At 66.8% G+C, this 21,432-nt stretch carries 24 protein-coding genes; 8 read left to right on the top strand and 16 right to left on the bottom strand.

The genetic code is table 11. From position 1 onward, the window contains the following. Positions 1–32 precede the first annotated feature (32 nt). The 9 genes from IP69_RS14165 to acnA form a co-directional block, all read right to left on the bottom strand. A complete protein-coding gene (locus IP69_RS14165; protein ID WP_054143481.1) occupies positions 33–1,055 on the bottom strand; it encodes a zinc-binding dehydrogenase in 1,023 nt (340 codons plus the stop codon). An 18-nt stretch (positions 1,056–1,073) separates the two neighbouring features. Next, positions 1,074–1,358, bottom strand: coding sequence for a type II toxin-antitoxin system mRNA interferase toxin, RelE/StbE family (locus IP69_RS14160; RefSeq protein WP_054143480.1), 285 nt, complete (start codon positions 1,356–1,358; stop codon positions 1,074–1,076). Further along, the gene (locus IP69_RS14155; protein WP_054143479.1) at positions 1,355–1,594 is read right to left on the bottom strand and encodes a CopG family ribbon-helix-helix protein; all 240 of its coding nucleotides are present in this window, start codon (positions 1,592–1,594) and stop codon (positions 1,355–1,357) included. The genes IP69_RS14160 and IP69_RS14155 overlap by 4 nt, the downstream gene beginning before the upstream one ends. 49 nt (positions 1,595–1,643) lie before the next feature. Further along, positions 1,644–2,390, bottom strand: coding sequence for an SDR family oxidoreductase (locus tag IP69_RS14150; protein WP_054143478.1), 747 nt, complete (start codon positions 2,388–2,390; stop codon positions 1,644–1,646). Further along, positions 2,387–3,673: a beta-ketoacyl-ACP synthase gene (locus IP69_RS14145; RefSeq protein ID WP_054143477.1), complete on the bottom strand. Its 1,287-nt coding sequence runs from the start codon at positions 3,671–3,673 to the stop codon at positions 2,387–2,389. Before IP69_RS14145 ends, IP69_RS14150 begins: the two co-directional genes overlap by 4 nt. 10 nt (positions 3,674–3,683) lie before the next feature. Then, a complete protein-coding gene (locus IP69_RS14140) occupies positions 3,684–4,811 on the bottom strand; it encodes a beta-ketoacyl-ACP synthase (RefSeq protein ID WP_054143476.1) in 1,128 nt (375 codons plus the stop codon). Positions 4,812–4,813: 2 nt separating this feature from the next. Next, on the bottom strand, positions 4,814–5,281 hold the full coding sequence (locus tag IP69_RS14135; protein WP_054143475.1) for a 3-hydroxyacyl-ACP dehydratase FabZ family protein: 468 nt from the start codon (positions 5,279–5,281) through the stop codon (positions 4,814–4,816). Between the two features lie 178 nt (positions 5,282–5,459). Then, the gene (locus tag IP69_RS14130) at positions 5,460–5,741 is read right to left on the bottom strand and encodes an acyl carrier protein (protein WP_054143474.1); all 282 of its coding nucleotides are present in this window, start codon (positions 5,739–5,741) and stop codon (positions 5,460–5,462) included. A gap of 247 nt (positions 5,742–5,988) precedes the next feature. Further along, positions 5,989–8,688 (bottom strand): aconitate hydratase AcnA, encoded by a 2,700-nt coding sequence (gene acnA, locus IP69_RS14125; RefSeq protein ID WP_054143473.1) that lies wholly within the window; start codon positions 8,686–8,688, stop codon positions 5,989–5,991. 255 nt (positions 8,689–8,943) lie between these two features. Between acnA and ccmA the strand changes: the two genes are divergently transcribed. The 5 genes from ccmA (at position 8,944) to IP69_RS14105 (ending at position 12,036) form a co-directional block, all read left to right on the top strand. Continuing rightward, positions 8,944–9,540, top strand: a complete 597-nt coding sequence (gene ccmA / locus IP69_RS14120) for a heme ABC exporter ATP-binding protein CcmA (RefSeq protein WP_054143491.1) — start codon at positions 8,944–8,946, stop codon at positions 9,538–9,540. Positions 9,541–9,694: 154 nt separating this feature from the next. Further along, positions 9,695–10,363: a heme exporter protein CcmB gene (gene ccmB / locus IP69_RS14115; RefSeq protein WP_054143472.1), complete on the top strand. Its 669-nt coding sequence runs from the start codon at positions 9,695–9,697 to the stop codon at positions 10,361–10,363. Between the two features lie 107 nt (positions 10,364–10,470). Further along, positions 10,471–11,232, top strand: coding sequence for a heme ABC transporter permease (locus IP69_RS14110; RefSeq protein WP_054143471.1), 762 nt, complete (start codon positions 10,471–10,473; stop codon positions 11,230–11,232). A gap of 13 nt (positions 11,233–11,245) precedes the next feature. Continuing rightward, positions 11,246–11,419, top strand: a complete 174-nt coding sequence (gene ccmD / locus IP69_RS21480) for a heme exporter protein CcmD (RefSeq protein ID WP_082359326.1) — start codon at positions 11,246–11,248, stop codon at positions 11,417–11,419. After that, complete coding sequence (locus tag IP69_RS14105) at positions 11,416–12,036, top strand: DsbE family thiol:disulfide interchange protein (protein ID WP_054143470.1); 621 nt, start codon at positions 11,416–11,418, stop codon at positions 12,034–12,036. The genes ccmD and IP69_RS14105 overlap by 4 nt, the downstream gene beginning before the upstream one ends. 114 nt (positions 12,037–12,150) lie before the next feature. On the opposite strand, the gene purQ is transcribed toward IP69_RS14105, so the two are convergent. The 4 genes from purQ to purC form a co-directional block, all read right to left on the bottom strand. After that, positions 12,151–12,846, bottom strand: a complete 696-nt coding sequence (purQ, locus tag IP69_RS14100) for a phosphoribosylformylglycinamidine synthase subunit PurQ (protein WP_054143469.1) — start codon at positions 12,844–12,846, stop codon at positions 12,151–12,153. A 5-nt stretch (positions 12,847–12,851) separates the two neighbouring features. Then, positions 12,852–13,094 carry a phosphoribosylformylglycinamidine synthase subunit PurS gene (purS, locus tag IP69_RS14095; RefSeq protein ID WP_054143468.1) on the bottom strand — a complete coding sequence of 81 codons (243 nt, stop codon included), beginning with the start codon at positions 13,092–13,094 and terminating at the stop codon, positions 12,852–12,854. An 82-nt stretch (positions 13,095–13,176) separates the two neighbouring features. Beyond that, positions 13,177–13,728 carry a hypothetical protein gene (locus tag IP69_RS14090; protein ID WP_156323465.1) on the bottom strand — a complete coding sequence of 184 codons (552 nt, stop codon included), beginning with the start codon at positions 13,726–13,728 and terminating at the stop codon, positions 13,177–13,179. A 71-nt stretch (positions 13,729–13,799) separates the two neighbouring features. Continuing rightward, positions 13,800–14,594 carry a phosphoribosylaminoimidazolesuccinocarboxamide synthase gene (gene purC, locus IP69_RS14085; protein ID WP_054143466.1) on the bottom strand — a complete coding sequence of 265 codons (795 nt, stop codon included), beginning with the start codon at positions 14,592–14,594 and terminating at the stop codon, positions 13,800–13,802. Positions 14,595–14,959: 365 nt separating this feature from the next. On the opposite strand from purC, the gene IP69_RS14080 reads away from it, so the two are divergent. Then, positions 14,960–15,283, top strand: a complete 324-nt coding sequence (locus IP69_RS14080; protein ID WP_054143465.1) for a DUF1476 domain-containing protein — start codon at positions 14,960–14,962, stop codon at positions 15,281–15,283. Between the two features lie 172 nt (positions 15,284–15,455). Next, positions 15,456–16,235, top strand: a complete 780-nt coding sequence (locus tag IP69_RS14075; RefSeq protein WP_054143490.1) for an aldolase/citrate lyase family protein — start codon at positions 15,456–15,458, stop codon at positions 16,233–16,235. Positions 16,236–16,258: 23 nt separating this feature from the next. Here IP69_RS14075 and IP69_RS14070 read toward each other — a convergent pair whose 3' ends face one another. Beyond that, on the bottom strand, positions 16,259–16,903 hold the full coding sequence (locus tag IP69_RS14070; RefSeq protein ID WP_248306838.1) for a DNA-3-methyladenine glycosylase: 645 nt from the start codon (positions 16,901–16,903) through the stop codon (positions 16,259–16,261). A 137-nt stretch (positions 16,904–17,040) separates the two neighbouring features. Here IP69_RS14070 and gluQRS point away from each other — a divergent pair, with 137 nt between their 5' ends. Then, on the top strand, positions 17,041–17,937 hold the full coding sequence (gene gluQRS, locus IP69_RS14065; RefSeq protein WP_054143463.1) for a tRNA glutamyl-Q(34) synthetase GluQRS: 897 nt from the start codon (positions 17,041–17,043) through the stop codon (positions 17,935–17,937). Positions 17,938–17,946: 9 nt separating this feature from the next. On the opposite strand, the gene IP69_RS14060 is transcribed toward gluQRS, so the two are convergent. Then, the gene (locus IP69_RS14060) at positions 17,947–18,864 is read right to left on the bottom strand and encodes an AEC family transporter (RefSeq protein WP_054143462.1); all 918 of its coding nucleotides are present in this window, start codon (positions 18,862–18,864) and stop codon (positions 17,947–17,949) included. A 108-nt stretch (positions 18,865–18,972) separates the two neighbouring features. Beyond that, positions 18,973–20,991 (bottom strand): M23 family metallopeptidase, encoded by a 2,019-nt coding sequence (locus IP69_RS14055; RefSeq protein ID WP_054143461.1) that lies wholly within the window; start codon positions 20,989–20,991, stop codon positions 18,973–18,975. Positions 20,992–21,432 lie beyond the last annotated feature (441 nt).

The following is a 21,432-nucleotide window of genomic DNA, read 5'->3' as shown; positions in this document are numbered from 1 at the left end:
GAGCGTCGCCATGCTCGCCGACGCGACCTGAATCAGAAGGTCACGACGACCTTGCCAAAGACCTGCCGGCCCTCCAGCCGCGCCAGGCCCTTCTCGAAATCTTCAAGCGGAAACACCGAGTCGATCACGGGCTTCATGCCGGCTGCCATTTTGTCGAGGGACTGGCTGATGTTCTCGATGCGGCAGCCGAAGGAGCCGGTGATGCGGTATTGCTGCTGGAAAAGCTGCATCAGATTGATCGTGGCCGATGCTCCCGAGGTCGCCCCGCAGGTGACGAGCCGGCCGCCACGCTTGAGGCAGAGCAGCGAGCCGTTCCAGGTGTCGGCGCCGACATGCTCGAAGACGACGTCGACGCCCTGGCGCTTGGTGAGCTGGCGGACCTCGCCTTCGAAGCGTTCGGTCTTGTAGTTGACGACGAAGTCGGCACCCAGCTCCTTCGCCTTTCGACCCTTCTCGTCGTCGCCGACGGTGGTGTAGACCGTGCAGCCGATCGCCTTGGCCATCATGATCGCGGCCGTGCCGATACCGGAACCGCCGGCATGGATCAGGATCGATTCGCCAGGTTCGAGCTTCGCATTGTCGAACAGCATATGCTGAACGGTGCCAAAGCCGATCGGCGCGCAGGCCGCATCCTCGAAGGTGACCCCGGGCGGGGCCTTGATCACGAGGCGCGCGGCTTTGTTGAGATATTCGCGGGCGAAGCCGTCGATATGGAAACCCATGATCCCCGCGACGTTCTCGCAGAGATTGTCGCGGCCGTTGACGCAGGCCTTGCAGTGGCCGCAGGTCTCGGCGCCATAGGCCGTGACCGTATCGCCGACCGAAAGGCCGGTGACGCCCTCGCCGACGCAGATAATCTCGCCGGCCGCCTCAACGCCGGCGGCCTGCGGCATCTTGCGCTTGGCGAAGGCCATGCCGCGAAAACCCCAGACGTCGAGATAGTTCAGCGCGACGGCACGGATGCGGATCTGGACCTCACCGGCGGCCGGCGGCGGCGGCGGATCGATCTCCTCGAGACGGAGGTCACGGTCGCCATGAAGTTGGAGGGAACGCATGGTTGGATGATCTGCCTTTCAGAACCGGTTCGGCCAGCCGCGTGCGGCGTGGAGGACGGCAAGGATTTCGACGCGTCCCTCGCGGACGCGGTAGGGGAGGATGTAAGGCGTGCCCGTCACGACGAATTCGCGCGTGCCCTCAACGCGCCCTGGCCGGCCGGCCTCGGGATGGTCGGCCAATGTCTGGACGCGGGCCTCAATCTCGCGGGTCAGTCTTTCAGCAGAGTCCGGATTTTCTGCCGCGACATAAGCAAAGATGCCGTCGATGTCGGTGAGTGCGCGTCGTGTCCAGACCAGCCTCACGCCTTTGTCCGATATTTGTCGAAGACCGCCTGGACCTCCTCGTCCGTCGCGAACTCGCCGCGATCGGCCTGGGCGATGCCCTCCTTGATCTGCGCGATCTGCCATGCGTTCAGTTCGACATAGGATTCGATCGCTTTGGCGGCGATCCAGCTCCGCGAGCGGTCCATATCGGCGGCCAGCGCGTCGAGCTTTGCCAGCCTTTCGTCGTCAAGGCGAATGGTGAAGGCTGCGGTCATGGTGGTTCGCTCCGGTTCAGGGCGAACCTAGCATGGTCTGCGCGCGATGTCAGCGATGCACGCCGAGCTGCGCTGTAACGCCGCCATCGATCGGGATCACGGTCCCGGTGATGTAAGCGGCGGGCTCGCTCATCAGGAAAGCGGCAAGACCGGCGACCTCTTCCGGCCGGGCGAAGCGGCCTGCCGGGATCTGCCCCTCCATCTTGTCGCGATAGGCGGCATAGGGCGCGATCATGTCGGTGTCGACGAAGCCCGGCGCGATGACGTTGACGGTGACGCCGCGCTTGCCGGTCTCGACCGCGAGCGTCTTGGCATAGGAAATCAGCGCGCCCTTGGAGGCCGCATAGGCGGCGTTGCCGGGATTGCCGCGCAGCGCGGCGACCGAGCCGATGGCGACGATGCGCCCCGAGCGGGCGCGGATCATGGCGCGCATCAGGCTCTTGGCGAGGCGGGTGAAGGCCCAGAAATTGACCTGCATCGCCGCTTCCGCCTTGTCCTGCACCATCATCGCGGCGAGCGAATCATAGGGCTGACCGGCATTGTGGATCAGGCCGAAATAGCTCTCGCTCTCGCGCGCCTCGCAGAAGGCGTCGAGCGCCTCCTTGTCGGACAGATCCAGCGGCAGCGCCGTGATATGGCGATCGGGATACGAAGCGGCGATCTCGGCGGCGAGCGCCTGCGCCTGCTCGGCCGACGCGCGATAGGTGAAGTCGACGTCGTGGCCGGCTGTTGCCAGCGCCCGCACGATCGCTGCGCCAACGCCCTTGGCGCCGCCTGTCACCAGAATACGGGTCATGCGCGAGCGGGCTCCGCCGTCAGCACCAGCGAGGTGTTCTGTCCGCCGAAGCCGAAGGAGTTTGAGATGACGGTGCGCACCATCGCGTCGCGGGCCACGTTGGGCACAACGTCGAGCGCGATCGCGGGGTCGGGCGTCGTGTAGTTGATCGTCGGCGGGATGCGGTTATGCGCGATGGTCAGCAAGGAGATCACCGCCTCGACTGCGCCGGCGGCGGTCAGCGTGTGGCCGATCATCGACTTGTTCGACGACATCGGCAGGCGCGCCATGCGCTCGCCGAAGACGGCGGCACAGCTCATCGCCTCCATCTTGTCGTTCTCCGGCGTCGAGGTACCGTGTGCGTTGATGTAGTCGACATCGTCGGGCGCCAGACCGGCATCGGCCAGCGCGTCCTGCATGGCGAGGATGGCGGGCTTGCCGTCGGGGCTGGAGCGGGTGCGATGGAAGCCGTCGCCGCGTTCGCCGCAGCCGGCGACGATGCCGAGGATCGTCGCTCCGCGCGCCAGAGCGTGGTCGTAATCCTCCAGCACCAGAGCGCCGGCACCCTCGCCCATGACGAAGCCGTCGCGGTTCTTCGAAAACGGCTTGGCGGCGGCCTCCGGCGGGTCGTTCTGGGTGGAGAGCGCCGAGAGCAGCGAGAAGCGGATCAGCGCCTCGGCATGGATCGAGCCATCGGTGCCGATGCAGAGCGCGGCTTGCGTGTCGCCGCGCCGGATCGCCTCGACACCCATCTGGATCGCGGTCGCGCCCGAGGAGCAGGCGGTCGAGAGCGAAATCGGCGAGCCCTTGGTGCCGAAGGCGTCCGCGACATGGTCCGCGACCGTTCCGAACAGGAACATCTCGTGCTTGGTCTTGTGTTTCAGCGTCGCGGCTTCGCGCAGCAGCCCGTCATAATCGACATCGCCGTCGATGGACGCGGCGAGCTCCTGTTTCTGCGGCCATTCCATCTCGACTGGAGGCACCGCCATGAAGAGTTCGCCGGGGAAATTACCGGGTTGGCCGAGTTCGCTTTGTGCCACGGCTTCCTCGGCGGCCAGCATGGCGAGCTTCTCCGAGAGCTCGGGAGCCGAGAACGGGCGATCGAACAGGAAATCGACGGTGCCGCCGATGGTCGTGCGCAACCCTTTGGTCGGGAACCGCTCGATGGCGTGGATGCCCGAGCGGCCGGCGGTGAGGGCCTCCCAATTGGCGTCCTTGCCCTGGCCGAGCGAGGTGACGATGCCCAGGCCGGTGACGGCGACGATCGGCCGGCCCTTGGAGTCGCGGTGTTGTGTGTTGCTCATGGCTTCACCCTCACGCTTTCACCAGATGGGCAGCGCCCTCGCCGCGCCAATGGCCGGCGCCGGTCACCACGGCCTCTTGCGCTTGTTCCGCCGACAAGGCCGCGGCCGCCAGCGCGACCGAGACGGGAAATGCTGCTTCGTTGGCGTGGCCGAGGAGATCGCCCGTTGCGATGCGGCGCGCCTGCGGCAGAGCCGAGAGGGCCGCAGCCTCCTCGGCCGTGATCCCGGCAGCTCCGGTTGCAGCCGAGATCGCGAGCGCGCCCGGCGACACGGTCCCGAGTTCGCCGATCAGCTTGCGCAGGGTGGACTCGACGGTGCCGGGCGTGCGCTTCGAGCGGGCGGCCATGACCTTGCCGAGCCTGGCGTGGATAACAGCCCTGCGAGCGGCGGCGCGATCTGCCGATTCCAGCACGAGGAAGGCCGACGCGCTCCCGGTGATGATGCCAGGCGCTGCTTCACGCTCAAAAACCGGAGCAAAATCGCCCTTGCGAAGATAGCCGCCGAGTTCGAGCAGCAGCAGCATGTCGCGCCGCTCGGCATTGTAGGAGCCGCCGACCAGCATGATCTCGGCCTGGCCGGACGCGATGCGGGCATGGGCGGTGCGAACCGCATCGACCCCGGCCTGTTCCTCGCCCATGAAGGTGCGCGAGGCGCCGGTGATGCCGTGGACGATGCCGATATTGCCGGCCAGCAGGTTCGACAGCTGCGCCAGGAACAGGGTCGGGCGCAGATCGCCCATCAGCCGCTCATTGAGAAAGGGGCCGGGTGCGTTGGCGCCGCGCAACCCGGTGAGGATGGCGCCGTCGACGGCATGGTCGCGCTCGCCGCCGCCCGCCGCGACGATGACCTGAAGGAGGCTCTTGGTCTCGACGTCGTCCTTGATGCCGGCGCCGTCGAGTGCGAGGCCCGCGGCATAGACGCCGAGTCGCTGCCAGGGCTCCATCTGGCGCTGGTCGGACTTCTTAGGAATCTGCCGGTCGAGTTCGAGCGGCTTGAGGGGGTGGACGGGATAGGGCGCGAAGCTCGTCGCGTCGACGACGGGCGCGATGGGCCCGGCCAACGCGGCCGCGTGGGTCTCGATGCCTTCGCCGAGGCTGGAGGCGATGCCGATACCGGTGATGACGACGTCGCGCTGCATGGTCAGGCCTGTTCCGGCACGAGGCCGATCGCCTTGATGCGGGCCTCCATCAGGGTCCGCATGTCGGCTGGAAAGGGCATCAGGCGGAAGCGCAGCTGCGCATCGCAGATCGGCTTGCCGTCGATGGTAATGCTGGCTTTGGTCGCGGCATAGCCGGAGCCCTCGATCACGAGCTCGGCGGCGACATCGAGCACGGCGTCCGGCTCGACGAAGGTGCGGAACCGCGCCTTGTCGACCGTCATCAGGAACGGCATCTGCGTCAGCCCGTTCAGCCCGAGCAGCAGATAGCCCGAGGCCTGGGCCATCGTCTCGGTCAGGAGCACGCCGGGCACGAGCGGATGGCCGGGGAAATGCCCCTCGAAGACCGGGCTCGCATTTGCGGCTGGCACGGTCGAGCGTGTGGTGATCCGCTTCTCGCCCGGCTCGAACGCCACGACGCTGTCGATCATGTCGAAATATTCGAGGCGCATGCGCTTCCGATCGTCGATGACGCGTGTCGAAGCCGGCTCCGACGCGATTCTGCTCTAAACCCTGAGCCGGCACGGCTCAAGCCGGCGCCGGCCGCCAAAGCAGGACGGCCCCCATCGGGCTCGCAGACAACGCGTCCGCGCACCGGTATGGAGGCCGTGAGGGCGTCGGTGATGAAGTTCAGGCCGCCTTGGCGGCGACGAGATCGTCGATGCGCTTGCAGAGGTTTTCGAGCACGAAATACTGCTCGGCCGGAGCCTTGCCCTCGTTGACTTCCTGCGTCCACTGTTCGAGCGGCAGCTTGATGCCGAAGGCCTTGTCGATCGCGAAGGCGATGTCGAGGAAGGCCAGCGAGTCGATGCCGAGATCGTCGATGGCATGGCTTTCCGGCGTGATCTTCTCGCGCGGAATGTCGCAGGTCTCCGAAATGATTCCGGCGACCGTCTCGAACGTGGCGGACATGCGGGTGCTCCCGTCGTGATGATGAAGGCGGACGACATCCGGGCGCGGGTGTTAGCCCTGCGCCTGCCCCAAGCCCCCCGCCAAGGATGACTGTGACGCCCCCATACACCGGGGGACGGGAGAGGACAACCTTGCCGGCTGCCAAGTACTGTTGGCCGGGCAAGCCCGGCCATCTTCAGAAACACAATTCTCGTTTTGCTTGGGATCGGGCCACTGGAGCAGCCCGATCCCGCCGAGATGATCGGTCTTACGCGGCGATGCCGCGCAGGACGTAGTGCAGGATGCCGGCGTTCTTGAAGTAGTCGATCTCGTCGAGCGTATCGATGCGGCACAGGATCGGCACGTTCTTCACCGTGCCGTCGGCATAGGTGATCTCGGCTTCCAGCATCTGGCGCGGCTTCACGGTGGCAAGGCCCTTGATCGAGACGGTCTCGTCGCCCTTCAGGTCGAGCGAGGCCCAGCTGGTGCCTTCGACGAAGGTGAAGGGCACGACGCCCATGCCGACCAGGTTCGAGCGGTGGATGCGCTCGAAGCTCTGCGCGATCACGGCCTTGACGCCGAGCAGGTTGGTGCCCTTCGCCGCCCAGTCGCGCGAGGAGCCGTTGCCGTATTCGACGCCGGCGAAGACGACCAGCGGCACCTTCTCCGCCTGGTAGCGCATCGAAGCGTCGTAGATCGGCAGTTCTTCCTTGCTCGGATAGTGGATGGTGTAGCCGCCCTCGCGCCCGTTGGGGCCCATCATGTGGTTGCGGATGCGGATATTGGCGAAGGTGCCGCGCATCATCACCTCGTGATTGCCACGACGCGTGCCGTATTGGTTGAAATCAGCGACCGCGACGCCGTGCTCCGAGAGATAGGCGCCGGCGGGCGAGGCGGCCTTGATCGAACCGGCCGGCGAGATGTGGTCGGTGGTGATCTTGTCGCCGAAGAGGCCCAGGATGCGGGCGCCCTTGATGTCGCTGACCGGGGTCGGCGTCTTGCTGATGCCCTGGAAATAAGGGGGGTTCTGGACGTAGGTCGAGGCGTCCTCCCAGGCATAGGTCTGGCTCTCCGGGGTCTTCACCGCCTGCCAGTGTTCGTCGCCCTTGAAGACGTCGGCGTATTTCGCCTCGAAAATGGCGCGCGTGACGTTCTCCCGAATGAAGCTCTGGATCTCCTTGTTGGAGGGCCAGATGTCCTTGAGGAAAACCGGCTTGCCGTCCGAGCCCAGGCCCAGCGGCTCGGTCGTCAGGTCCATCTGGACCGAACCCGCCAGTGCATAGGCGACGACCAGCGGCGGCGAGGCGAGATAGTTCGCCTGCACGTCGGGCGAGACGCGGCCTTCAAAATTGCGGTTGCCGGAGATGACGGCGCCTGCGATCAGGCCCTGTTCGTTGATCGCCTTGGAGATCGGCGCCGGCAGCGGGCCGGAATTGCCGATGCAGGTGGTGCAGCCGAAGCCGACCAGGTTGAAGCCGAGCTTGTCGAGATCGGCCTGGAGGCCGGCCTTGGCGAGATATTCGGCGACGACCTGTGAACCAGGCGCCAGCGAGGTCTTCACCCAGGGCTTGACGGTGAGGCCCTTGGCGACCGCGTTGCGGGCGAGCAGGCCCGCCGCCATCAGCACCGATGGGTTGGAGGTGTTGGTGCAGGAGGTGATGGCGGCGATGACGACGTCGCCATGGCCGAGATCATAGGACTGACCCTCGACCGGCACGCGGCGCGAAATCTCGCCGCCCTTCTTGTATTCGGTGTCCATCGCGGCCTTGAAGCCGGCGGCGACGCCGTTCAGGTCGATGCGGCCTTCGGGGCGCTTGGGGCCGGCCATCGAGGGCTGGACGGTCGAGAGATCGAGTTCCAGCGTATCGGTGAAGACCGGGTCGGCGGTCTCGATCGTCGCAAACAGGCCTTGCGCCTTGCTGTAAGCCTCGACCAGCGCGATCCGGTCGGTGGCACGGCCGGTCGTGGTGAGGTATTCCAGCGTCTCGGCATCGACCGGGAAAAAGCCGCAGGTCGCGCCGTATTCCGGGCCCATATTGGCGATGGTCGCGCGGTCGGCCAGCGTCAGATTGTAGAGGCCGGGACCAAAGAACTCGACGAACTTGCCGACGACGCCCTTCTTGCGCAGCATCTGCGTGACAGTCAGCACGAGGTCGGTGGCGGTGATGCCTTCCTTGAGCGCGCCGGTCAGCTTGAAGCCGATGACCTCGGGCAGCAGCATCGACTGCGGCTGGCCGAGCATGGCAGCCTCCGCCTCGATGCCGCCGACGCCCCAGCCGAGCACGGCCAGGCCGTTGACCATGGTGGTGTGCGAATCGGTGCCGACGACGGTGTCGGGATAGGCCATCTCGACCTCGACGCCGTCGATGGTCTCCTTACGGGTCCAGACCGTCTGGGCGAGATATTCGAGATTGACCTGGTGGCAGATGCCGGTGCCGGGCGGCACGACGCGGAAATTGTCGAAGGCGCCCTGGCCCCATTTCAGGAAGCGGTAGCGCTCGCCATTGCGCTCATATTCGAGCTCGACGTTCTGCGAGAGCGCCTTGGGCGTGCCGAACTCATCGACGATCACCGAATGGTCGATGACGAGATCGACGGGCACCAGCGGGTTGATCTTGGCCGGGTCGCCGCCGAGCGCGACGACGCCGTCACGCATCGCCGCGAGATCGACCACGGCGGGGACGCCGGTGAAGTCCTGCATCAGCACGCGGGCGGGGCGGAAGCCGATCTCCTTGCCGGCGGTGCCCTTGTCGGTCAGCCAGGCGACGAAACCCTCGATATCGGCCTTGAAGACCGAGCGGCCATCCTCGAAGCGCAGCAGGTTCTCCAGCAGCACCTTCATCGAGAAGGGCAGCTTCGAGATGCCTGTCAGGCCGTTCTGCTCGGCGAGCGGCAGCGAATAATATTCATAGGATTTGCTGCCGACGGTGAGTGTCTGGCGGCATTTGAAGGAGTCGAGCGAAGCCATGCGGGCTGATCCTGATCAAGGGGTTGCGGTCGCGAGCCGACAGACGCCTTGCGGGATCGCCGGATCGAAGGCCTATTGCGCAAGTCGCGCGCGCCGCCCCGGGAGTGCCCGAGCCCCGCGCCGGATCGGCGTGCGGCGTAGCCACGGGCTCTATAGAGCAATTCCAAGAAGCCCGCTACATGAACGAAGCGCGTTTCGCGCGATCCTGACGCTCCGGAAGATGCTTGTGCCTTGACGCCGTTTTCGTTCCCCAGCCTGGTGCTTGCCGCCGACAATCTCGCCTGCCGCCGCGGCGGTCGGCTGATCTTCGCCGATCTGTCGTTCCGGCTCGCGCCGGGCGAGGCGATCGCGCTCACGGGGCGCAACGGCGCCGGCAAGTCGAGCCTGCTGGCGATGCTGTGCGGGCGCCTGCGGCCCGAGGCGGGTTCTATTCGCGTGGAGGGCGCTGCCGATGTCGCCGTGGTCGAGCTCAGCCATGTGGTCGGGCATCGCGATGGCTTGAAGACCGCGCTCACGGCGCAGGAGAATCTCGTTTTCGCCCAGGCGCTGCTGGGAGATGCCGCGCTGTCGCCGGTCGAGGCGCTGGCGAAGGTGGGGCTGCCTCATGTGGCGGCGCTGCCGGTGGGTTATCTCTCGGCAGGGCAGCGTCGGCGCGTCGCCCTGGCGCGGCTTCTGGTGGCGCGGCGCCCGTTCTGGCTGCTGGACGAGCCGATGGCTGCGCTGGATGTCGCGGCTCAGGCGATGCTGAGCGGCCTGATGCGGGAGCATCTGGCGCAGGGCGGCGCGATCCTGGCCGCGACGCATGGTCCGCTGGGGCTGGATGGCGTCCGCGAAGTGAGGATCGGGCCGTGAGGTTCTGGCATTTTCGTCTCCGTCATCCCGGACAAGCGGCGCAGCCGCGCAGCTCTGGGATCCATCGTCGGGCACGACTGCGCTTTATGATGGATCCCGGCGCTGCGCTGCGCTCCGGCCGGGATGACGCGGTGGGTATGATCGGACTGGCGCCATGACGTCCGCCTTCCTGGCCATCCTGAAACGCGATCTCGCTCTGGCCTCGCGTGCCGGCGGCGGGGGCGAACTCGCGCTCGTCTTCTTCCTGACCATCGTCGTGCTGGTGCCCTTCGCGCTGGGGCCGGACCTGAACCTTCTCTCGCGCATTGGGCCGGCCATCCTGTGGCTGGGCGCCCTGTTGTCGATGCTTATCGGGCTCGACCGGCTGTTCCAGGGCGATGAGGAGGACGGGTCGCTGGATCTGATCCGCGCCTCCGTGCTGCCGCTGGAACTCGCCGTGCTGGCCAAGGGGCTGGCGCATTGGCTGACGACTGGCCTGCCGCTGGCGCTGGCCGCGCCGCTTCTGGGGTTGCTGGTGGCGCTGCCCGGCGAAGCGATGCTGCCGGTCGCGGCGACGCTGCTCGTCGGCACGCCGGCGCTCAGCTTCATCGGCGCGGGTGCGGCGGCGCTGACAGCGGGCCTGCGGCGGGGCGGGCTGATCCTGCCGGTGCTGGTCGCGCCCCTGACGGTGCCGGTGCTGATCTTCGGCGTATCGGCGGCGAATGCGGCGCTGGGCGGGACGATCCCCTTCGCCACCCCGTTCCTGATCCTCTGCGCACTGTCGCTGGCGGCGATCGTCGTCGGCACGCTGGCGGCGGCGGCTGCGTTGCGGCACAGCGCGTGAGTCCCGAGACCTGCGACCCCATGCAATGCCAGCCCGCATTGTCGCGGCCCGAGGCGGTTGCTACATGCTGACGAACCGCCTGCAGCAGAGAGGCCCCGCGCCGCACCATGGCTAGCCTGATCGACCTGGCCAATCCGACGCGCTTCATGCGCTATTCGGCCGTGCTGCTGCCCTGGCTTGCGGGGCTGTCGGCGGTGTCGCTGGTCGTCGGTTTCTACCTCGCCTGGTTCGTGGCTCCGGCCGACTACCAGCAGGGCGAGACCATCCGCATCATGTTCGTGCATGTGCCGGCCGCCTGGCTCGCCATGATGTTCTACACGATGATGACGCTCTCTTCGTTGGGCACGCTGGTCTGGCGGCACCCGCTCGCCGATGTCGCGCAGAAGACCGCGGCACCGATCGGCGCTGCCTTCGCCCTGATCTGCCTGCTGACCGGCGCCTTCTGGGGCAAGCCGATGTGGGGCACCTACTGGGTCTGGGACGCGCGGCTGACCTCGATGCTCGTGCTCCTCCTGATCTATCTCGGCATCATGGCGCTGTGGCGCACGCTGGACGAGCCTTCGCAGGCCGGGCGGGCGGTGGCGATCCTGACGCTGGTCGGCTTCGTCAACGTGCCGATCATCAAGTTCTCCGTCGATTGGTGGAACACGCTGCATCAGCCGGCCTCGGTGCTGCGCCTGGATGGCCCGACGATCCACGCCTCCATGCTCTGGCCGCTGCTGATCCTGGCGGTCGGCTTCACCCTGATGGCGCTGGTGCTGCATCTCGTTTCGATGCGGGCGGAGATCATGCGGCGCCGTGTGCGGACGCTGACGATCCTGGAGGCGGAGCGGCTCGACCGGCTCGCGGCCGAAGGCGCACCCGCATGAGCAAAATCCTGTCATGAGCGAACTCGGGCCCCATGCCAGCTTCATCCTGGCCTCCTATGCCGCCGTCGCGGTCGTGCTGGGCGGGCTGATCGCGTCGGTCCTGCTCGACCATCGGGCGCAGACACGGGCGCTGGCGGAACTGGAGCAGCGCGGCGTCGGCCGTCGTTCCGACCGAGGCCGTTCATGAGCGAGATCGAGCCAACTGCAGCCGCTGGGCCGGCCGAGGCCGTACCGCGCCGCCGTTCGCCGCTTTTGTTCCTGCTGCCGTTGGTGCTCTTTGGCGCGCTCGCGCTGGTCTTCCTGGTCGGGCTGTTTGCCGGCGATGCGAGCAAGGTGCCCTCGGCCCTGATCGGCAAGCCCGCGCCGACGATCACGCTGGGCGCGCTCGAGGGGCTGCAGCGGGGAGGGCAACCCGTTCCGACGCTGGGCATGGCCGATCTTGCGGCGGGCCGCGCCACCATCGTCAATGTCTTTGCGAGCTGGTGCGCGCCCTGCCGGGTCGAGCATCCCTTTCTCGTCGCCATGGCGGAGTCGCCGGCCGTCAAGGCGGGCCGGGTGGCGGTCGTCGGTATCAACTACAAGGACGAGCCCGAGAATGCCCGGCGTTTTCTGGGGGCTCTCGGCAACCCCTATTCCGCCGTGGGTGTCGATCGGTCAGGCCGCGCCGCGATCGAATGGGGCGTCTATGGCGTGCCGGAGACGTTTCTGATCGGGCCCGACGGGCGCATCCTGGAGAAGCATGTCGGCCCGCTCGATGCGCAGAGTGCCGGCAAGATGTTGGCGCGGGCTATGGCGGGGAAGTAGATCCAGCCCGTCCTGCTCAGGCTCGACCTGAGCATCTCGCGACGCAACGTTTCGGTGCTTCATCCGGCCTGAGATTCTCGGGTCTGCGCTGCGCTTCGCCCGAGAAAGACGCGTTCAGGCTGCGATCTTCCCGCCCATCAGGCTGTCGAACAGCCCGCGCCCATCGGTGCCGCCGGTCAGCGAATCGATCAGGTTCTCAGGGTGCGGCATCAGGCCGAGCACGTTGAAGCCGGGCGAATAGATGCCGGCGATGCCGTTCAGCGAGCCGTTGGGGTTGGCTTCCGCCGTGACCTGTCCCTGCGCATCGGCATAGCGGAAAGCGACGAGGCCTTCGCCTTCGAGCCGGGCCAGCGTCTCCGGGTCGGCGATGTAGTTGCCCTCGCCATGGGCGATGCAGACATCGATGACCTGGCCCTTGGCATAGGCCGATGCATAGGGCGTGTCGGCGCGCTCGACCGTCAGATGCTGGCGGCGGCAGACGAATTTGAGATCGGCGTTGCGCATCAGGATGCCCGGCAGCAGCCCGGCCTCGCAGGCGATCTGGAAACCGTTGCAGATGCCCAGCACGAAGCCGCCGCGGGCAGCATGGGCCCGGGTCGCGTCCATGATGCTGGCGCGGCCGGCGATCGCACCGGTGCGCATATAGTCGCCATAGGCGAAGCCGCCGGGCAGCACGACGAGGTCGGTGCCGGCGGGCAGCGCGGTATCGGCATGCCAGACATGGACGACATTGGCGCCGGCCTGCTTCAGCGCCTTGGCGACGTCGCCGTCGCGGTTGGTGCCGGGAAAGGTGATGACGGCGGCTTTCATCGGGCTCACCCCTCGATCTCGACGCGGTAGTTCTCGATCACGGTGTTGGCGAGCAGCTTGTCGCAGGCGGTCTTTAGCGCGGCTTCGGCGGCAGCCTTGTCGGAGCCCGACAGCTCGATGTCGAAGACCTTGCCCTGGCGGACCGAATCGACGCCCTCGATGCCGAGGGATTTCAGCGCGCCCTCGATCGCCTTGCCCTGCGGATCGAGAACGCCGGTCTTGAGGGTGACGGTGACGCGGGCTTTCATGGGGATCTCCGGACGGGCTTGATCGGGCTGCCTTAGCCGCGAATCGAGGCCGGCTCAACCATGGCGACCGGTTTCACGTGAATCAGCGGCTGCGCCAGGCGGACACCGCATCGCGGCGCGCCGTCGCGGCGTCCGGGGAGACCGCCAGCGCGACCACAAGGCGTTCGGATTCGCGGCCATGCAGGATGGCGGTCGTCGCGCTCTTGCCGGAGCCGTCGCTGGCGGCAATCTCGACGAGCAGGCCGACGACGCCTTCGGCCTCGAAGCGTGAGACGCTGGTTGTGCTCTTGGGCGGCCCCTTCGGTCGCGTCGTCTTGTGAGCGCCGGGTTGGCTGGCCGGCGGCTTGGCAAACAGGCGGGCAAGGCGGGCCGGATCGGCTTGCAACGCCTGTTCGATCCGTGCGGCTTCGTCGCCGGAAAATGCGATGACCGAAGCGAAGCCCTGCTGTGGGCAGGCTTCTCGCGGGCAGAACACCATCGTCCTGGCCTCGATCCCGTCGTTCAGCACCCAGGCGCCGATCGGCAGGGGCGTCCAACCCCCGGATGCCGGCAGTTCGGCGATGCCCGGACCGAAACGACCCGTGCAGGCTGCCAGCAGAAGCGCGCTGCCGAGCAGCAGCGGTACGATACGCAAACGGGAGCGCAAGCGCTCCCGTTTCGAGATCGACGATGTGCCGGCACGGAGGCCCATGGCGGTCGGCTGGGTTACTGAACGAGGCGCGGGCCGGCCGGGCCGACCTTCTCGTTCTCGCCCAGGATGCCGAGGCGACGGGCGACCTCGGTGTAAGCCTCGATCAGGCCGCCCATGTCGTGGCGGAAACGGTCCTTGTCGAGCTTGTCCTTGGACTTGACGTCCCAGAGCCGGCAGGAATCGGGGCTGATCTCGTCGGCGACGACGATGCGCATCATCTCGCCTTCCCAGAGGCGGCCGCATTCGATCTTGAAATCGACGAGGCGAATGCCGGCGCCGAGAAACAGGCCGGAGAGGAAATCGTTGACGCGGATGGCGAGCGCCATGATGTCATCGATTTCCTGCGGCGTTGCCCAGCCGAAGGCGGTGATGTGCTCTTCGGAGACCATCGGGTCGCCCAGCGCATCGTTCTTGTAATAGAACTCGATGATCGAGCGCGGCAGCTGCGTGCCCTCCTCGAGCCCGAGGCGGGTCGAGAGCGAGCCGGCGGCGACGTTGCGCACGACGACCTCGAGCGGAATGATCTCGACCTCGCGGATGAGCTGCTCGCGCATGTTCAGCCGGCGGATGAAATGCGTCGGCACGCCGATGTCGTTGAGGTTGGAGAAGATGTGCTCGCAGATGCGGTTGTTGAGCACGCCCTTGCCATCAATCACTTCATGCTTCTTGGCGTTGAAGGCGGTGGCATCATCCTTGAAGTGCTGGATCAGCGTTCCGGGCTCGGGTCCCTCATAGAGGACCTTCGCCTTGCCTTCGTAGATGCGACGGCGGCGATTCATTGGGATATACCGTGGCTTGAGGAAATCCAAAGGTCGGCCTTTCTCTGGACGCAGGTCGCCCCGCGGCGGGATCTGGGCCCCTGATCAGCCGGGTCTGCACGATTTCGTGCCGATTCCGATCAGGTTGGAATCAGCGTAGACCGCGCTGCCGGCCGGCTCAATGCAGCGGCGCCCGCGAGGGCGACCGTTGCGCCCGCTATATGGGCCTTCCGCACTGCAAACGCAACAAACCGCTCCCTGGACCAGTCCGACGGGGCCAAGCGGCTCGCCTCCGCATTCCGGGGCTGGCCCTGCCCTGCGCATCATCCTATATGGCTGGCGAACCTGCTTGATCCCGCCCGCCAGGGGCCCGCTGCTTTCCGGGACCCACTCCTTCACAGAGGACGAAACACGCCATGTCGACCTTCGATCAACGCAAGGATGCCTTCGAAAACAAGTTCGCCCATGACGAGGAGCTGCGCTTCAAGGCGACGGCGCGGCGCAACAAGCTGCTCGGCCTGTGGGCGGCGGAGAAGCTCGGCAAGGCCGGGGCTGATGCGGATGCCTATGCGAAGGAGGTCGTCGTGGCCGATTTCGAGGAGGCCGGCGACGAGGATGTGGTGCGCAAGGTCAAGGGCGATTTCGCGGCTGGCAGCGTCGCCGTCGCGGACGAGGAGATCCGTCGGGTCATGACGGAGCTGCTGATCCGGGCCGCCGAGGAGATTCAGGCCGGTCGCTGAAAATGGACTGGGTCGGTGGCCTTGTGCGCCATCCGGAAACGCAGGTCGTGATTGAAGCGGGCGCATGGGCGCCCGTTTGCATTTGCGGCCGTGCCCGGTCCAACGTGGCGCAGCCGCCCGGAAAACAAGAGCGGACGTTCAACATAGCGACCTGCAACGGATGAAACGCGCCATGATCCCATCGACCGTCCTGTCCTCTCTCGCCGACCGTCTCGCCAAGGGCGACACGGTGGTCTCCGCCTGGTGCGGCCTGCCCGAGCCCGGCATCGCCGGCCTCCTGGCGCGGGAAGGGTTCGATGCGGTCGCGCTCGACATGCAGCACGGGCCGATCACGCTGGGCGAGGTCATCAAGGCGGTGGCGCTGATCAATGCCGCCGGCAAGCCGGCGCTGGCGCGCATCCCCGTCGGCGAATTCCAGAATGTCTCGCGGCTGTTCGATGCCGGCGTCTCGGGCGTCATCGCGCCGATGATCAACACGATGGCCGATGCGCGCAGCTTCGCAGCGGCCTCCAAATATCCGCCGATGGGCGAACGGAGCTGGGGCAGCTATGGCGGGCTGGGGGCGTCGGGGCTCGATGCCAACGCGTATCTGCGCGAATCCAACCGCTTCTCGCTGTCTTTCGCCATGATCGAAACCCGCGAGGCGATGGCGATCCTGGACGATATCCTGGCGCTGGAGGGGATCGACGCGGTCTTCGTCGGTCCCTCCGATCTCTCGATCGCGCTGTCGGGGGGGCGGGAGGTCAATCCGCTGTCGGCGGAGGTCGACGACGCGATCGCCCATATCATCGCGCGCGCCTCGGCGGTGGGCAAGCCGGTCGCGATCTACGCGCAGTCGGCCGAGCGCGCGAAGGGCTTCCTCGGCATGGGGGCGAAGCTCGTCACCGTGATGAGCGACAGCGGCTTCCTGCGCAGCGCGGCGCAGACGGCGCTGAAAATCCTGTCGCGCTGAGACCGGCGGCGGCGCCGAGCCGCTCAGGCGTCGATGCCCTCGCGTGATGTGAGCGTGGCGTAATAGGCCCAGAGCAACCGGGCCGCCACGCCGCGCCACGGACACCAGGCTTTTGCCATGGCCTCCAGTTCGGGGGCTTTGGGCCGCGCGGGCAGGCCGAAGGCGACGCGCGCCGCCTCCTGGATCGCAAGGTCGCCCGGCGCGAAGGCGTCGCGATGGTGCAGGCAAAACAGCAGATAGATGTCGGCGGTCCAGGGGCCGATCCCCGAAACGGCCGTCATTTGCTCATGGACCTGCTCGGGCGTCGCGTCTTCGAGCGCCGCGAATGACAGCGCTCCCGACGCCAGGGCCCGGGCGACGGCCTGCATGGCGCGCTGCTTGGGTCGCGACAGACCCGACAGCCGCATCTCGTCATCGCTCGCCGCCAGGATGCGCTCCGGGGTTGGGCTCGTGCCGAAGACCAACTCCACCCGGGCCCAGACCGCGCGCGCGCTGGCAACCGAAAGCTGCTGCGAGACGATGATGGCCGCCAGTCCGGCAAAGCCGCCCTCGCGACGGCGCAGGGGTGGCAGCCCCGTGCGCGCGGTGATCATGCTCCAGCGCGGGTCGCGCGCCGCCAACGCTGCCATGCCCTCTTCGAGATCGGTATCGTTGTCGATCTTGTGCATCATGTGTCCAGACAGCCGATCCGAACGACCGCGCGCGTCAGCAGCGTCCGGCACTTGCCACGTTTGCAGCCGGCGGCTCGATCATTCGGCTGTTTCATCGCTTGGCTCATCTGCGCGACCGATTCTAGACATAAGCCATGGCCCCGTCCTCTCCCGAACGCGCTCAGCCCGTCCTGCGCTTCGCGCCGAGCCCGAACGGGCGGCTTCACCTCGGCCATGCGCTTTCGGCCCTGACCAACGAGCGCCTGGCAATGGCGATGGGCGGACGCCTGCTGCTGCGCATAGAGGATATCGACCGCGAACGCTGCACGCCTGAGTTCGAGCGAGCGCTGCGCGAGGATCTCGCCTGGCTCGGCCTTCGCTTCGAGCCATCGGTCAGGCGGCAGTCGGAGCATTTCGGCGACTATGTCGTCGCACTCGCTCAACTGCGCGAGCGCGAACTGCTCTATCCCTGCTTCTGTTCGCGGCGAGAGGTTCAGGCGGCCATCTCGGCGGAAGAGGTCGCATCCGGCCGGCCCTGGCCGCTCGATCCAGATGGGGCGCCGCTTTATCCTGGGATGGGACGCGCCCTCGACGGGGTCCAGGCGCGGGCGCGGATCCAGGCCGGCGAGCCGCATGTTTGGCGTCTCGATATGGAGCGGGCGCTGGCGCTGGTGGCGGATGCACTCAGCTACCGCGTTTTCGATACGAGCGGATTGTCGCGGACCGTCGCGGCGCAGCCGGCGCGCTGGGGCGATGTCGTGCTGGCGCGCAAGGACGTTGCGACCAGCTATCATCTTAGCGTGGTCGTCGATGATGCCCTTCAGGGCGTGACGCATGTGGTGCGCGGGCGCGATCTCGAGGCTGCGACCGACATCCATGTGCTGTTGCAGCGGCTCCTGAGCCTGCCGACGCCGCTCTACCAGTTCCATGAGCTGCTGCTGGACGAAGCCGGGCGCAAACTGTCGAAAAGCCGCCAGTCGGAAAGTATTGCGGATTTGCGTGCGCGGGGTCTCACGGCCGCAGCGCTCCGGCGACAGCTGGGTTTCAGCTGAGGTTTTGGCTCAGCCGACGCCGAGCCAGGTCAGCCAGGCGGCGGTGGTAAAGAGCGACAGCAGCGTCGAGAGCGTGATCGCGCTCGACGCGTCGGCAACGCCCTGGCGGTAGCGTTCGGCAAAGAGATAGGCATTGATCCCGCAGGGGCAGGCGGCAAACAGCACGGCGACGCCCGACCAGTGCGGCGGCATGTCGAACACGCGCGTCGCCAGCAGATAGACGATCAACGGATGCAGCCCGAGCTTGAGGGCGCTCAATACGAGCGGCAGGCCCAGGCCCGATTCAAGACCATAGCGGCGCATGGCGATGCCGAGGCTGATCAGCGCGCAGGGAACGGCGGCCGCGGCCACGAGATCGACGAGCGTCCAGAACGGCTCGGGTAGCTGGCCGACGAAAGGCCGCGCCACCACGCCCAGGATGATCCCGATGATGATCGGATGGGTGAAGAGGCGGCGCAACAGCATCCGCATCGAGGCGGTGCGCCCTTCGGCCAAAAGGGTGGCCACCGTCATGGTTACAGGCAGATGGACCGCCAGCAGCAGGCCGAGCGGCACCGCGCCGGCATCGCCATAAGCCTTGAGGATCATGGGCACGCCGACGAAAACCGTGTTGGATTGCGCTGCCGAGAAGCCCGACACGACCAGTTCGGGGCCCTTGCGCGCAAAGAAGCGGCTGGCGATCAGCATCGCCAGCGCCCAGACGACGGCCAGCCCGGTAAAATAGGCGATCCAGTAGCCCCAGGGCTGGGTCTGGGGAATATCTGCCTTCGCCAGCGTGCGAAACAACAGGCAGGGCACGGCCAGCACGAAGACGAAATCGGAAAGGCCTTCGCCGGTGGTCTCGCGCAGCAGCCTGGTCCAGCGCGCGGTGTAACCCAGCGCGATCAGACCAAAGACAGGCAGGACGACAAGCAGGGCGGCGAGCATGGACGCGGCACCTCGAAAGCAGCAACTGCCTGTGCCGGTGTGGCTTCAGGGCGCGGAAGTCAAGCTGTCACCGCAGACCCGGCCGCCATACAAGGCTTCGTCATGCGCTCAGCGCAACTGCGCGACCGTGCCGCCGGCGCGTTCGATCAGGCCCTGGATTTCGTCGCGCTGGCGCTTGTACTCGACCAGGGTCGGGCCCTGAAGCTCGCGGCCGCGCGGCACCCGGATCTTCATCGGGTTGACGAAATTGCCGTTGACCAGGACCTCGTAATGGAGGTGCGGCCCGGTCGAGAGGCCTGTCGAGCCGAGATAGCCAATGACCTGACCCTGCCGAACCTTGACACCCGGCGCGATGCCCTTGGCGAAGGCCGACTGGTGCGAATAGGTCGTGACATAGCCGTTGGCATGCTGGAGTTCGATACGCCGGCCATAGCCGGAATCCCATTCCGCCTTGATTACAGTGCCGTTGCCGGCGGCGAGGATCGGCGTGCCGATGCGGTTGGACCAGTCGATTCCGGTATGCATCTTCGAATAGCGCATGATCGGGTGGTAGCGCATGCCGAAGCCCGAGCGCATCTCGCCATCGGCGATGGGCTTGCGCAGCAGGAACTTCTTCAGCGATTTGCCGTCATCGTCGAAATATTCGATCAGCCCGTCTTCCGGGGCCTGATAGCGGAAGACGCGGCGCGTCTCGCCGCCGATGGTGAGGGAGGCCGACAGGATCTCGCCGCGCTCGCCTTCGTCGTCTTCGGTGAAGATGACCTCGAGATTGTCGCCGCCGCGCACGCGCTGCTGGAAGTCGAGATCATAGGAGAAGATCCGCACGAGCTCATCGATCAGCGGTCGCGGCAGATCGTGGCGCATGCCGGTCTCATAGAGGCTCTCGTAAAGCCGGGCGCCACCGCTGCCACCGTCTTCATCCTCCTCCTCGTCATCGGTCTTGCGCGGCGCACCGACCAGCTCCTGCCGGGGCAGGTTGACGGAAACGAACAATCCCCGGTCGTTGACGGCGATGGTGCCGTCGGGCTGGCCATTGTTCATCAATGAGACGCGGACGATCTGGCGCGGTTCGCCGCGGTTGAGGCCGGGCGCATAGAGAGCCTGCAGCACCTGGCCATCGGGCAGGGCCGCGGTCCGGACGCGGCCACCGAAGGCCTGGATCATGCCTCGGATCTGGTCGGGCGACGCGCCGGCGGCGCGCATGACCTGTTCGAAGTTCTCGCCGCGCTTGGCCAGCAGCAGCTTTTCCTCGACGATGGGTTCGCGCGTGGCGGCGATCGGTGTCTTGGGCGCGTTGGTGACGTTCTCGGGAACGACCCTGACTTCGATCCCTGAGAAGCGGGTGTCGGTCGAGGGCGCATAGGACAGCAGGTCGCTGGCCGGACCCGCCGTGCTGCCCAGGGTCCTGCTGAGCATGAGCTGCGGCGGGATCGGCAAGGAGCGTTGACGCCCGGAGGCGGCGAGATTGGCCCGCTCCTCCTCGATCTGGGTGATGACCTCGGCATCGCCCAGCTGGGGCTTGCCGGCGGGGATCACGATGTCGGCGAGGTCGCGCTTGACGATGGTGACATCGGCGTCGGGCATTTCGAGGACCGGCTCGGCATAGCGCTCATTCGCCTGCCCGCCTTCGGCAAACAGCCGCAGCGGATTGAAGGGCGGGATGTTGGTGGCATAGACGCCGGTCGTCAGGGACAGGCCTGAGGCGAGCCGCACGAAGGGACGCACCCGGATCACCTCGCGGTTTCCGACGCGTTGCGACATCGGTGCCCTGACCGAATGCCGCGCGGCCATCACGGGCTGATCGGCGACGAGCTTGTCGCCCTTGCGGGCGCCACCGCCATCGCCGGCCGCGGAAGAGGCACGAGCGGCGACCGTTTCGGGCTGTTCGGGAAAGCTGGTATCGCCCCGCATCGCGACCAGGATGGCTGCACCCAGAAGCGCCGCGCCGCAGGAGCCGACGAGCGTGCAGGCGGCCAGCCAGCGCAGCGACACGCCGCGCCGATCGAGTGCCAGATGGCTCGCGCCCGCCGGCTGGATCGGCGGCTCGATGCCAAGATCGATCAGGAGAGCGGCCGCTTCAGGGGCGAGCGGCTCGGCTTGCGTCTTGAACTCGGGGTGGGCGTTCATCGTGAGGTGTCTTACGATCCTGAAACGACGATCCCGGGCGAGAATGGCCCGGAAGCACTTTGAGTGAACCGTTCTTGGCGCGTCGATCGGCCAGGGATGCAAGGTGACCCCGAAAGCCGTCCCCGACAGGAACGACGACATCGCGACCATGCCCGTGTCACCGGGCGGAATCAATCTTTGCGGCGGCCACGGCCTGTCTGACCGGCGAATACGGCTGTTTGCAGGCGTCCTTGCCGATGCGCGGCTCCCAGGGCGCGACCGAGCCGATCCGACGCGCAGACTCGGCAGCCAAAGACCTAACCTATAAGAAAAAGCCGCGCTCTCGCGTGGGCGCCCGCGCGAGAGCGAGAAAGGCAGCCGACAAAGGAATTTGGCCGAGTGTCGAAAAACTTTCAAAAACCGTGTTGACATGTCTGGGTGGTGGGACCTATAAACCGCCCA

The sequence above is a fragment of the Allobosea sp. AAP35 genome (genome assembly GCF_001295925.1).
Lineage (GTDB): Bacteria > Pseudomonadota > Alphaproteobacteria > Rhizobiales > Beijerinckiaceae > Allobosea.
Note: the sequence above shows the minus strand (reverse complement) of the source record. Positions and strands in the feature narration are given on the sequence as shown.